The organism is Mesorhizobium sp. LNHC221B00 (assembly GCF_000502935.1).
GTDB classification, from domain to species: Bacteria; Pseudomonadota; Alphaproteobacteria; order Rhizobiales; family Rhizobiaceae; genus Mesorhizobium; species Mesorhizobium opportunistum.
In genome coordinates this window covers 1-12,812 of the sequence record NZ_AYWR01000020.1, presented here as the reverse complement: position 1 = coordinate 12,812, position 12,812 = coordinate 1, and the positions used below count along the sequence as shown (strand labels likewise).

Below are 12,812 nucleotides of genomic sequence, written 5' to 3'. Positions count from 1 at the left end.
AGCGAGCGGCCTTCGTCGCGGTAGCAATAGCCGGCCGAGCAGATGGTCTTGCGAGTGTCGAACAGGTTCTTGGCGTGACCTATCGCACAGCGGCAACGCCGGCTTGGATCCGGGCCAGCCAAATTATGAGGTCTGGGAAGCAGTCCTGCCTAATCTCTGATCGACCGGGCCACCAGCAGCGCGACGCTCGGGCCGACCAGCAGCACGACGAGGAAACGTGCCGATTGCAGCGCCATGACGAAGGAGATGTCGACGTTCCGCGCGGCGGCCGCGATGATGGCGACGCTGTCCATGCCGCCGGGGCTGGTCGCCAGATAGGCGGTGAGCGGATCGATGCCGAGGAGATGGCTGATCAGGAAGGCGAGCCCGCCGCAAAAGGCGATTAACGCCACGATCGAGGCGATGATCTGTGGCAGGGCGCGCGTTGCATGGCGCAGGATCGGCCGGGTGAAGTTCAATCCGATCGACCAGCCGACCATGGCGTAGCTGACGGCCAGCAGCCAGGGCGGCAATTGCATCTCCACGCCAAGGCCGAGATGGATGACGGTGCCGAAGATGAAGGTACCGAGGAAAAACGGCGAGGGCAGCCGGCACAATTTGCCCGCCAGGCCGCCGACGATCGCGATGCCGATGGTGGCGGCGAAGGCTTGGGCATCGATCGGCGGAAACCAGACGATGGGCGGGATCTCGATGCCCGATGTGTCTACCCACATCTTGGCGACCAGAGCCGCCGTCACCGAAACGAAGATGACGCGCAGATACTGCATGAAGGCGACGAGGCGCTGGTCGGCGCCGAAGGCGCCAGCCATCAGCACCATGGCGGTGGCGGCGCCCGGCGAGGAGCCCCAGACGGCGGTGGTGCCGGGCAGGATACGCCAGCGGCTGATCAGCCAGCCTAGCAGGCTGGAGGCCGCGACGGTCGCCACCACGACACCCAAGAACAGGGGCCATTCTCGGTAGAAGACGGGAAAGATGTCGGCCGAGATCGAAGCGGCGACGAGGCAGCCGACGATCGCCTGGGCGGAGCCGAACAGAAGGCGCGGCACGCGCACCGTGGCGCCATTGGTGCCGGCGGCGATGGCCGCCAGCATCGGCCCGATCAGCAGCGCCGCCGGCAAAGCGGCGAGTTCGAGCGCGCCGGCAAAAAGGGCCGAGATGGTGAGCAGGACCAGCCATTGCCAAGGCCTGCTTATCCGCGCCATGCGCTCGATGGCAGGATGATCCAGAGGTGGCTCGGTCGAGGAATCCATTTTTCGGTCTTAGACGCGAAGCCGGGCGATGCGAAGCCGTTGCGCCGAAAAAGGAGCCTACGCGTTGGCGTCGAACTGTTGCTCGATCTGTCCGTCGCCCATGCGATCGAAGTCGTCGGGGACGGAAAACTGGCCAGCCATAAAATCGATCCGTCGCGCCTGAGCCGACGCCGGCTGGTTGATCGACACGACCTTGACCAATGGCTTGCCCGCCTTGGCTATGATGAATGGCTCACCTTTGGCGGCTCGGTCAATGAGACGTGAAAGATTGGCCTTCGCATTGTGGATGTTCACGATCTGCATTGCAGGTTGACCCGTTGGCACGGCACTGTCTGTTCTAGTCAGTCAGTCTTGCCGTCAGCCAACCCGAAGCCGCCAACCGGATGGGTCTCGACCTGGAACTCGAAGCCGGCGATGAAGGGCCGGGCCTTGGCGATGGCCGCCTGGACTTCGGGGAGCTGCAGCGAGGCCTTGTGGCTTTCGGCGTCGGTCCACACTTCGGTGACCCAGATCGCGTCGGCATCAGCGGGGTCGCGGGCGATGATATAGCTCAGGCAGCCGGGCAGGGCGCCGGTGCTGGCGCGCAGGACATCCATGACTGCATCGCGCTGGCCGCGCGCCGCCCGCATCTTGCCGATCAGTCCGTACATTCCGTTGTCTCCCCTTCAAAGTCCCCGACAATAGTATGCGGGCCGCCAGTATGCAGATAGCTGGTCACGGCATCAACTGGCCGCCATTCACCTCGATCACCTGGCCGGTGATGTAACCGCTCAACAGGTCCGATGAAAGGAACAGATAGGCGCCGACGCAGTCTTCGGCGGTGCCGGCGCGCCCTTGCGGAATGGTGGCGACCATGCCTTTCATCTGTTCGTCGGTCGAATAGCGCTCGTGGAACGGCGTGAGAATGGTGCCGGGCGCCACGGCGTTGACGCGGATGCCGAAGCCGATCAGTTCCTTGGCCATGCCGCGCGTCACGTTGGAGACGAAGGCCTTGGCGGAGCCGTAGAGGCCGGCGCCGCCGCCCGCCCCGTTGCGCGCGGCGATCGACGAGGTGTTGACGATGAAGCCACCCTGCTTCTTCAGCCACGGCATCGCCTTGCGCGAGGCGGTCAGCACCGAGCGGGCGTTGAGGTCCATCACCGCGTCGTAATGAGCTTCGGTCTGCTCCGCATAGGGCAGGCGGCCGAGCATGCCGCCGGCATTGTTGACCAGCCCGTCGAGATGGCCGAAATGTTGCGCGCTGTCCTCGACGACGCGTTCGACATCGGCGGCGACGGAGAAGTCACCCTGGACGAGGAACACCTCGCCGCCATTGTCGGCAATGGTCTCGCCGAGCTTCTCGGCGGCGTCGCGGCTTGAATTGTAGTGCAGTGCCACCTTGGACTTCTGCGCGGCATAGGCCAGCGCCAGTGCGGCGCCGATGCCGGTCGAGGCACCGGTGACCAGCACCGCCTTGCCGGCGAGATCGGGGATGGTAAGCGCGGTCGTGCCTGGCACTACAGTTTCCTCCGGAGATTTTCATGAGACCAGCCGTTTGCGACCGTCCAGTCAAGACTGTGCACTATGGCCTGAGATAGGCATAGCCCTGGCTTTGCAGTTCGGCGAGCTTGACGACACCACCCTTGTCGGCGGCATGGAAGCCGGCGAGCAGGTCGGCCAGCGAAATGTCCATGCCGTGCATGGTGTTGGCGCAGGCATGCGGCTCCAGCCCCTGCTGTACCAGGCCGGCGAAGCGGCCGGAGACCGCCGCCGATATGCCCTTCGACTTGAAGCCGGCAAGGGCCGGGCCATGCACGACGAGCACGATGTCGACATTGCCGCCAGTGCCCTCATAGTGATTCTTGATGTTGCCGAGCACGAAGTTGACCTTGTCCACATCGCTCAGGTGATAGGCGACCTTCAGCCTGGCGGGCNGCGGGCTCGGTGGCCGCGACCTGCACAGCCCGCAGGCCAAGAAGCGTTCCGGTTCCGGCAAGAACCGCGCGGAACATGTCGCGCCGGCGCATGGCATCCCTCCTCGGATTTCTCCGCGATTTGCGTGGCTCCAGCCGCAATACTAGCATAAATTGACGTTACGTCCTGTCGATGCGAGGAGGGGTCACATGACGTCCAAGGTAGGGCAATGGAAGACAATCGCCGGCGCCGGATTTGGCGCCGCGCTGCTCGGTTTGCTGGCAGGCACGGCCGCTGCCGACGATGCGCTCAAACTCACCGAACTCAGCCCGAACGGGGCGGACGCCTGTTTCGGCCGGGTCTATGACGCGGCGCATATGAAGGCGTATCCGAAGCAGAAGGTGGCGCGGATCTTCTTCTACTATGGTCATGATCCGGTCAGCAGGCCGAACGAGGAACCATCGGCGAATTCGGACACGTCCTACAATGGGTTCCTTACCACCACCGTGCGCGGCGCCAAGGCGCCGCAATGGGCAGGCGGCTGGTGCAATCACGCGTCCGAGGACGGCACTTCAGGCTTGATCCATTGCGGCATGGATTGCGACCGCACGCTGGCGTCGCTGAAGGTCGACGACAAGGGCCGGTTGCTCCTGTCCGATCTGTCGTCCGATATCTATCTCGATGCGGATTCGGAAGAAGAACTCGGCGCGGCCGAATACGACAGGCAGGCGCTTGGCAAGGAGGACGACAATTTCCGCCTCGACCCAATGCCGGCCGCGACCTGCAAGGCGGAGTTCGCGCGCATCGATCCGATCGATCCGGCGCTCGGGGTGCCGTTGCGCGAGCGGCTGAAGCCCGACCAGGCCTTTTGCTACGGCCGCGACTACGACGCGTCGCATCTGGCCTCGCATCCCGGCCAGCTGACGCAATCGATCCGGGTTTTCCGCGGCCCGGTGGAACTGGCCTCCTACGCTTCCGGCGGTGACGTCGCCAATTGGCCCGACGGCGCCGATATTGCCGTCTCGGTCACGACGCGGCAGAAGTCGGGCAAGGTCACGCAGACCTATTCCTGCCAGGGCGAGGCGGACCAGTGGCGTTGTGCCGCGAGCTCGAAAATGAGCGATTTCTCCTGCGACATCGCGCAGAAGGAGATTTTCCTCAAGCGCGGTACCAACGGCATGATGATGCTGGCCAATCCCAACAGCAGCCTGGCGATCGTCGATCTCTGCTCGAAGGCGGCCGACGGCAAGACGCAATCCGATGACAAGGTCTACCGGCTGCAGCCAATGCCGCAATCAGCCTGCGCCCCGTGAGGCCTGCCGATATTCAGGTGATGCCGGCCTGCGAACGGCAGCTTCCTGCGCTTCCGGTGCTCACGTACTTAAGTACGCTCCGCTCCGGTTCTCGGAAGCCACCATTCTCGGCTCGGCCTGACCTGAATCTCGACAGGCCTCGCAAACTGCAGGCTATGCAAACGGCACAGCCGTCGTGCCTTTCGGCAGCTTGGCTTCATCGTCGGGCTCGACGTGGATGGTGACGCGCACCGAGGGGATTTCGGCCTTTAGCGCGTCCTCGATGCGGTCGCAGATGACGTGGCTGGCGCCGACCGACATGTCGGCGTCGACGACCAGGTGAAATTCGATGAAGGTGGCGCGGCCGGCGATGCGGGTCTTGAGGTCATGCACCTCCAGCGCGCCCTTGCAGTTGGCCGAGATGACGTCGCGGATGCGCATGTTTTCCTTCGTGTCGACGGCGCGGTCCATCAGTCCGTTCATCGACGAGCCGATGACGTGCCAGCCCTGCCACAGGATGTTGAGCGCGACGAGGACGGCGAGAGCCGGATCGAGGATCTGCCAGCCGGTCAGGATGGCCCCGACAAGGCCGCCGAAGACGCCAACCGAGGTGACCACGTCGGTCATGATGTGGTTGCCGTCGGCTACCAGCGCCGGCGACTTCTCGGCCCGGCCGGCGCGGATCAGCGTCCAGGCCCAGAAGGCGTTGATGACGGTGGCGACGCCGTTGACGGCAAGACCTTTCCAGGGCTGCTCAAGTGGCGCCGGCGCCTGCCAGGAGCGCCAGACTTCGTTCAGGATCAGAAGGGCGGCGAGCACGATCAGCACGCCTTCGAGCACCGCGGAAAAGTATTCCGCCTTATGATGGCCGAACGGGTGATCCTGGTCGGCAGGCCTGTAGCTGATCTGGATCGCCCAGAAGGCGGCGGCCGAGGCAATGACGTTGACGATCGATTCCAGCGCATCCGAATAAAGCGCCACCGAACCGGTAACGTACCAAGCCGCGATTTTCAGGCCGAGCACGATCACGGCAATGATGATCGACCAGAAGGCAAGATTGGCGATCTTGCGCTTCGCCGCGGCCTTGGCCGCGATCGCCACCGTGTTCTCGGCTTCGGCCATTAAGTTCAGGCTGCCTTTTCCTTGGCCTTGCGCGGCAAATGGGCGACGATGTTCTCGATGATGCGCATGCCGGCATTGTGGCCGAGCGTCATGATCGATTCCGGGTGGAACTGGACAGCGGCGATGGGCTCCTTGCGGTGCTCGAAGGCCATGATGATGCCATCCTCGGTCTCGGCCGTGACGATGAAGTCATCGGGCAGCCGCACCGGATCGGCGAAGATCGAGTGGTAGCGACCGACGGTGACTTCCTTGGGCAGGCCGGAAAAGATGATGCCCGGCTTGGAGACGCGGATGCGCGACGGCTTGCCGTGCATAGGAATATGCAACTGCCTGAGTTCCCCGCCATAGGCCTCCGCCAGCGCCTGCAAGCCAAGGCAGACGCCGAAGATCGGCAGCTCGCGGGCACGAGCTCGTGCGATGGTGGCGGCGCAGTCGAAATCCTTCGGCGTGCCGGGGCCGGGCGACAGCACGACAAGGTCGGGCTTCAGCCGGTCGAAGACTTCCTCCGGCACCGGTGTGCGCACGGTCGAGACATTGGCGCCGGTCTGCCGGAAATAGTTGGCGAGCGTATGGACGAAGGAGTCCTCGTGGTCGACGAGCAGGATGTTGACGCCGTCGCCGACGCGCGCGGTGGTGCGCTCGGTGCTGGCGGAATTGCCTGCCTTGGCGTCGCGGATGGCGGAGAGCATGGCGGATGCCTTCAGTTCGGTTTCGGCTTCTTCTTCCTCGGGAATGCTGTCGAAAAGCAGCGTGGCGCCGGCGCGCACCTCGGCGATACCGTCCTTGATGCGGATGGTTCGCAGCGTCAGGCCGGTGTTCATGTCGCCGTTGAAATTGACCATGCCGATCGCACCGCCATACCAGGCGCGCGGGCTCTTCTCGTTCTGCTCGATGAAGCGCATGGCCCACAGTTTCGGCGCGCCGGTGACGGTGACCGCCCAGGCGTGCGAGAGAAACGCGTCGAAGGCGTCCATGCCTTCGCGCAGGCGGCCCTCGATGTGATCGACGGTGTGGATCAGGCGCGAATACATCTCGATCTGGCGGCGGCCGATGACGCGCACCGAGCCCGGCTCGCAGACCCGCGACTTGTCATTGCGGTCGACGTCCGAGCACATTGTGAGCTCGGATTCGTCCTTCTTCGAGTTGAGCAGTTTCAGGATCTGCTCGCTGTCCGAAATGGCGTCGTCACCGCGCTTGATGGTGCCCGAGATCGGGCAGGTTTCGACGCGGCGGCCGTTGACGCGCACGAACATTTCGGGCGAGGCGCCGATCAGATATTCGCCTTCGCCGAGATTGATGAAGAAGGAGTAGGGCGAGGGGTTGATCGACTTCAGCTTGCGTGAAATCTCCGAGGGCTGCGTCTCGCAGCGCTCGTAGAACATCTGGCCGGGCACGACTTCGAACAGGTCGCCGCGCTTGAACGAGTCCATCGCGCGGCGCACCAGATTGGCGTATTCGCCGGGCTCATGATCACCGCGCGGCGGGATGCGGTCGGCGGTCTTGAACGGCTCGGCGATTTCGTCGCGCGGCAGGCCCTCGGTGGAAAAACCCTCGCCCGAATAGTCGTAGCGGTCGGTCCAGGCCTTGGCCGAATAATGGTCGACGACCAGGATCTCGTCGGGCAGGAACAGCACGAGGTCGCGCTGGCTGGGTTTGCGCTCGAGCTTGTAGTCGACCGGATCGAACTGGAAGGCGAGGTCGTAGCCGAAGGCGCCGTAGAGGCCGAGATTGGCGTCTTCGGCGGTCTTGAACAAAGCGGTGATGGCGCGCAGCACGGTGAACACCGAGGGAACGCGGCTGCGCTCTTCCTCGGTGAAGACGCGGCCGGGCTTGGCGACGTCGAGGCGGATGAGTTTCTTCGAAGTTTCGGCGATCGTCACCTCGGAAAGGTCGCCGAGCGTCTTACCGATGACCGGCAACAGCGCCTCGCCGCGGCCGTTCAGCGCCTCGATGCGCATGGCGCGGCCGCGCGCCGAGATCACCAGCGGCGGATCGATGATGGCGGTGTCCCAGCGCGTGTAGCGGCCGGGATATTCGTAATTCGAGGAGAACACCGCGCCCCGGCGCGAATTCAAGCCATCGACATAGCTGTCGATGGCTCCCGCATAGGGCCTGTCGTGACGCTCGCGGGTGATGGTGATGCCACCCGCAGTCACGAAGCTTTCAGCGCCGTTTTCCAGAACCTTCATCGTCATTGCCGTCTCCATCAGCTTGTTGGGGCAACGGACCCAGGACTGGCTTTGGAAAAACAAATGGCCGCCCGGACATTCCGTTGCGGCCACCCTCTCTTTCACGCACGCGCGTTCGAACAGGCCGCTGTCAGCAGGCCCACCACCAAATGGTCTTGGTCGAACGCATGTTCATGGCGAAATCCATAGCGGCGAAAAACCGGATACGCAACTGATTTGAAAAGTCTGTTCGGTGGCCGCCGCTTCTCAGGCCCATGGCACATCGCCACAGCCGGTAGCCCTGCTTAAACTGCGTGTCCAACATCGAGAAGACGGGATAAACATCAATGACCCAGCAGATCGAGCGCGCGCGAACGTTCCACTCCCTTCACGTCAAGGGCAATCCGGTCGTTCTCTACAATGCCTGGGATCCGGGTTCGGCCAAAATCGTCGAGAAAGCCGGCGCCAAGGCCATCGCCACCGGAAGCTGGCCGGTCGCGGCCGCCTTTGGCTACGCCGATGGCGAGAAGATCCCGCTGGAACTGGCGCTCGACAACATCAAGCGCATCGTGGCGGCGGTCGATCTGCCGGTGACCATGGACCTCGAGGGCGGCTATGGCGTCGAGCCGGAGGTCGTCGCCCAAACGGTGACGCATGCCTTGCAGGCCGGCGCCATCGGCTTCAATTTCGAGGACCAGATTGTCGGCGGCAGCGGGCTGCACGACATTGCCGTGCAGGTGAAGCGGGTCGAGGCGGCTGCAGCGGCCGTCAAGGCCTCCGGCATCCCGGCCTTCCTCAACGCCCGCACCGACGTCTTCCTCAAGGCGAAGCCCGATGCGCATGACAGGGCCCTGCTCGACCAGGCGATCGAGCGCGCGCATGCCTATGAACAAGCCGGGGCAAGCGGCTTCTTTGCGCCGGGCCTTGGTGACGAAGGGCTGATCGAGGCGCTGTGTAAGGCCACGACGCTGCCAGTCAACATTATCGCGCTGGCGCATGTGCCGCCACGGCAGCGGCTGGCTGAACTCGGCGTCGCCCGCATCAGCCATGGCCCCGTGCCTTACCGGCAGATGGCTGAGTGGCTGGAGGCCAAGGCTCGGCAGGCCATTTCTGGCTAATCCTCCAGCGTGCCTGACCTCGCGTCGGCGCTCTTCCTGTCACCGACCAGTTTCAGCAAATCCTCGCCGGCGCGGACGATGCGGCGCGAGCGGCGGGTCAGGATGAGGCCATCCTGCGGCGCGAACACTTCCGTGCGGCCATCGGCTTCGCCCGGCGCATGGACGATGGTGGCCAGCCGCGCGCCCCGCGCGACGCGGTCGCCGGGCTTTACGTCATAGAGGACAGCGCCAGCCCGGGGCGCCGGCATCATGTCGATGTTTTCCAACGGCGCGACGACACCCTTGAACGGACCGGGCGCCGGCAGGGCGCCGTCTGCGATCACGCCGCGTGCCACCAGCAGCCGGTAAAGGCCTTCGGCATCGGCGGCGGCGAACGCACCATCGACATCGAGGATGCCGCGATATTCGACCGTTGTGGCGACGCGGCGGTCGAGCTTCGCCACCTCGGCGGGAACGTTCTGGTAGGGCATGATCGAGGCGCCCTCGAAAGTGCCGTCGGTATCTTCACTCCACAGCACCACCGCCTCGATGCCCATGGCGGCGGCGCAATCGGCCATGGCTGGCCACAGGCTGGTGTGGATGTAGAGATAGGCCAGGCCTTCGTCGTCGCAATGCAGGTCAAGCACGATGTCGTTGCCGAGCGACAGCTGCACCAGGCGTGACTTCAACCGTTGGTCGGCGCCACCGAACGTGGTGTCGGGCAAAAGCTTGGCATCAGGTGCCGCAAGCAACGGAAAGCCTCTGTTGAAGTTGGTGCGGGTGCCCAGATGGAAGCGGCCCTGATGCTCGCCGAAATGATACTGGGCGCGGCCGATCGGGTTGGCCCACGGCACGATTGTGATGTTGCCCTTGATGCGGCCTTCGGCTTCGGCCTTGGCGAGCATCGGCATCAAGGCATCGATGGCGACGATGCCCGGCAACTCGCCGGCATGGAGTGCCGCCTGCAAATAGGCCGAGGGCGCCGCCTTGTCGGCGCCGGTGAAGCGGAACACCGGGAATTCGTAGGAAACGCCATCGCTGTCGCCGGCGATGCGTTCGATCGATTTCTGCATGACTTCCTCCTTCGGCAGGCGGAGAGACATGCCCCGCGGCGAGGCCATTGTCGATTGATCCAATTTGTCGCGCTATGGGCGCACTACTCGGCGGGTTGTGCGACGGGGATCCGCCGGTCCAGGGCCTGTGACAGCACCGCCACGGTGACCGCCAGCAAAGCGAGCACCGCGCCGACCAGGGGCAGATGGGCATAGGAAACGCCAGCCGAAAGGGCCACGCCGCCGATCCATGCCCCGCTGGCGTTGCCGACATTGAAGGCGCCCTGGTTGAGCGTGGCGGCAAGGTTCGGTCCTTCGGAAGCCGCCTCGACGACGCGGATTTGCAGCGGCGGCACGACGACGAAGACCAGCAGCCCCCACAGGAAGACCACGCCGATGGCGACGCTTGGGATCGCGCCGAACTGCATGAAGCCGACGAACAGGACCGCCATCATAAGCAGCGTGCCGATGACTGTCGGCATCAGCTTCCAGTCGGCCAGCCGGCCGCCGATGACGTTGCCGATGGTCATGCCGGCGCCGAACAGCAAGAGCACCCAGGTGACCGCCGAGGTCGACAGGCCGGACACGTCGGTGAGATAGGGCTTGATGTAGGTGAAGACGGCGAACAGGCTGGCCGAGGCCAGCGAGGCGATCAGCATCGCCAGCCAGACTTGCAACTTGCCCAGCACGCGCAGTTCGCCGCGCAGGCCGCCGCCGCTCGGCTCGGCGACATCGGACGGCACCAGCCAGGCGATGGCCGCGACCGAGATCAGGCCGATGCCGACCACGGCGAGGAAGGTGGAGCGCCAGCCGAAAGCTTCGCCAAGCGCCGTGCCGGCCGGAACGCCCAGAATGTTGGACAGCGTCAGCCCGGCGAACATCAGCGCGATGGTGCTGGCGCGCTTGTTGCGTGGCACCAGGCTTGCCGCGACGACCGAGCCGATGCCGAAGAAGGCGCCGTGGCCGAAGGCGGTAAAGACGCGCGCAGCCATCAACAGCCAGTAGTTGGGGGCGATGGCGCAGAACAGATTGCCGACAACAAACAGAGCGGCCAACCCGACCAGCACCGGCTTGCGCGGCAGATGCGCCGTGGCCATGGCGACGATCGGCGCGCCGAAGACGACGCCCAGAGCATAGCCGGTGACCAGCAGGCCGGCGGCGGGGATCGTCACGCCGAGGTCGGCGGCGACCTCCGGCAGCAGCCCCATGATGACGAATTCGGTGGNTGCCGATGCAGAAGGACGCAATGGCAAGCGCAAGGATCGGCAAAGGCATGGGGCGTCCAGACTGAATCGGTTCAATTTTAGACTGCGCGAGGATCCATGCCGGGCGCAACATACATCGCTGCAATGCAGCAATGCAGAAAGGATGGAGCAGATCCGCAGCGGGCTGCCGAGGCATCGGACCGGAAGCCGAAAAGGTTCAGACCAGCGGCTTCAGCTCCTGCGCGATGGTGGGCAGCAGTTCCGAGACGGTCGGATGGATGTGCATGGCGCGCGCCAGCGTGTCGACGGGCGCCTTGGCGTACATCAGGTCGAGCACGCAATGCACCGCCTCGTCGCCGCCAGGACCGAGCACCGAACACCCGAGGATTTCCCTGGTGTCGGCATCGACAAGGATCTTCATGAAGCCTTGCGTCTCGCCCTTTTCGACGGCGCGTCCGACGCGCGTCATCGGCCGTTGGCCGACCAGCGCCCGGCGGCCGGATTTCCTGACCGCGGCCTCCGTCATGCCGCAGCGGCCGAGCGGCGGGTCGATGTAGAGCGCGTAGGCCTCGACGCGGTCGCTGACCTTGCGCGGATCGTTGTCGAGCAAATTGGCGGCGACGATCTCATAGTCGTTGTAGGAGGTGTGGGTGAAGGCGCCCTTGCCGTTGCAGTCGCCCATCGCCCAGATGCCCGGCACGCTGGTGCGCAACTGGTCGTCGACGGCGACGAAGCCGCGTTTGTCGACTTCCACGCCGGCCTTGTCGAGGCCGAGGTCATCGGTGTTGGGGTTGCGGCCGAGCGCCAGCAGCACGTGCGAGCCGACAGCCGGCGGCTTGCCGGCGGAGAAGGTTACGGCAATGTCGTCGCCCTGCCTGGCAAAGCCGATGTCGTCGGCGCCGAGATGAACCGCGACGTCTTCGTTTTCGAGAATGGACAGGATGGCGGCGGAGACGTCCTCGTCCTCGCGGCCGGTCAGGCGCGGGCTCTTTTCGATGACGGTGACTTCCGAGCCGAAGCGGCGGAACATCTGCGCGAATTCGAGCGAGATGTAGCTGCCGCCGACAACGATCAGATGGCGCGGCAGCACGTCGAGATCCATCATCGTGGAATTGGTCAGATAATCGATGTCGTGGACGCCGGGCAGATCGGGCACCGAAGCGCGGCCGCCGGTGTTGAGGAAGATCTTTTCGGCGGTCAGCAGCTCGTCGCCGACGCGCACCGTGTTGGCGGTCTCGAAGCGTGCGTGGCCGCGATAGAGGGTACAGCCCTTCATGCCCGCGATCCATGTCTCCAGATTGGTGCGGGCGTTGATCGTAACCTTGTCCTTGCGCGCCTTGATCACCTTGTAGTCGACACCGACGGGTCCCGAGAGCGTCACCCCATAATCGGCGGCACGCCGCGCCAGATGCACGGCATAGGCGCTGGCGACCATGGTCTTGGTCGGCATGCAGCCGGTGTTGACGCAGGTGCCGCCGACCAGCTTGCGCTCGATCAGCGCCACGCTCATGCCGGCGGCCGTCAGCCGGCCGGCCAACGGCGACCCCGCCTGGCCGGCGCCGATGATGATGGCGTCGAAAGTCTTGGCCGTCATGCCACCGCCGCCACGATCAGCAGGCCGCCGATGATCGCCACTGCGTCCTCGATGAAGGCGGCGGGCGGATCCTTGCCGAAAGCCGCCGCCAGCCGGCCGCGCGCCTCGGCGCCGCCCAGCGTGCCGATAACCGCGCCGA

At 64.8% G+C, this 12,812-nt stretch carries 10 protein-coding genes and 3 pseudogenes; 2 read left to right on the top strand and 11 right to left on the bottom strand.

Going from position 1 to position 12,812, the window contains the following annotated elements; all coding sequences use genetic code 11:
- Positions 1–149 precede the first annotated feature (149 nt).
- From X741_RS144405 to X741_RS01000000167085, 5 genes and pseudogenes are all read right to left on the bottom strand, one after another.
- Entirely contained in the window at positions 150–1,250 is a 1,101-nt protein-coding gene (locus X741_RS144405) for an AbrB family transcriptional regulator (protein WP_023779476.1), read from the bottom strand.
- Positions 1,251–1,307: 57 nt separating this feature from the next.
- Positions 1,308–1,553, bottom strand: coding sequence for a type II toxin-antitoxin system prevent-host-death family antitoxin (locus X741_RS144410; protein WP_023779475.1), 246 nt, complete (start codon positions 1,551–1,553; stop codon positions 1,308–1,310).
- A 38-nt stretch (positions 1,554–1,591) separates the two neighbouring features.
- On the bottom strand, positions 1,592–1,900 hold the full coding sequence (locus X741_RS144415; protein WP_023779474.1) for a putative quinol monooxygenase: 309 nt from the start codon (positions 1,898–1,900) through the stop codon (positions 1,592–1,594).
- A gap of 64 nt (positions 1,901–1,964) precedes the next feature.
- Positions 1,965–2,747 (bottom strand): SDR family oxidoreductase, encoded by a 783-nt coding sequence (locus X741_RS144420; RefSeq protein ID WP_023779473.1) that lies wholly within the window; start codon positions 2,745–2,747, stop codon positions 1,965–1,967.
- 64 nt (positions 2,748–2,811) lie between these two features.
- Positions 2,812–3,256: pseudogene (locus tag X741_RS01000000167085) on the bottom strand (DsrE family protein).
- Positions 3,257–3,352: 96 nt separating this feature from the next.
- Here X741_RS01000000167085 and X741_RS144425 point away from each other — a divergent pair.
- Positions 3,353–4,456, top strand: a complete 1,104-nt coding sequence (locus X741_RS144425) for a hypothetical protein (protein WP_023779472.1) — start codon at positions 3,353–3,355, stop codon at positions 4,454–4,456.
- 153 nt (positions 4,457–4,609) lie between these two features.
- Here X741_RS144425 and X741_RS144430 read toward each other — a convergent pair whose 3' ends face one another.
- Together X741_RS144430 and X741_RS144435 are read right to left on the bottom strand one after the other, a co-directional pair.
- Positions 4,610–5,557: a cation diffusion facilitator family transporter gene (locus X741_RS144430; RefSeq protein WP_023779471.1), complete on the bottom strand. Its 948-nt coding sequence runs from the start codon at positions 5,555–5,557 to the stop codon at positions 4,610–4,612.
- Between the two features lie 5 nt (positions 5,558–5,562).
- Positions 5,563–7,752 (bottom strand): anthranilate synthase, encoded by a 2,190-nt coding sequence (locus X741_RS144435; RefSeq protein WP_023779470.1) that lies wholly within the window; start codon positions 7,750–7,752, stop codon positions 5,563–5,565.
- Between the two features lie 320 nt (positions 7,753–8,072).
- Here X741_RS144435 and X741_RS144440 point away from each other — a divergent pair, with 320 nt between their 5' ends.
- On the top strand, positions 8,073–8,843 hold the full coding sequence (locus tag X741_RS144440) for an isocitrate lyase/phosphoenolpyruvate mutase family protein (RefSeq protein WP_023779469.1): 771 nt from the start codon (positions 8,073–8,075) through the stop codon (positions 8,841–8,843).
- Here X741_RS144440 and X741_RS144445 read toward each other — a convergent pair.
- The 4 genes and pseudogenes from X741_RS144445 to X741_RS1000000168890 form a co-directional block, all read right to left on the bottom strand.
- On the bottom strand, positions 8,840–9,895 hold the full coding sequence (locus tag X741_RS144445; protein ID WP_023779468.1) for a succinylglutamate desuccinylase/aspartoacylase family protein: 1,056 nt from the start codon (positions 9,893–9,895) through the stop codon (positions 8,840–8,842). The two genes, X741_RS144440 and X741_RS144445, sit on opposite strands and share 4 nt — an antisense overlap.
- A gap of 83 nt (positions 9,896–9,978) precedes the next feature.
- A pseudogene (locus tag X741_RS01000000167080) lies at positions 9,979–11,149 on the bottom strand (MFS transporter).
- Between the two features lie 147 nt (positions 11,150–11,296).
- Entirely contained in the window at positions 11,297–12,673 is a 1,377-nt protein-coding gene (locus X741_RS144450) for an FAD-containing oxidoreductase (protein ID WP_023779467.1), read from the bottom strand.
- Positions 12,670–12,812 (bottom strand): annotated as a pseudogene (locus X741_RS1000000168890) (DUF4126 domain-containing protein); the annotation flags it as partial. The gene X741_RS144450 and the pseudogene X741_RS1000000168890, both read right to left, overlap by 4 nt.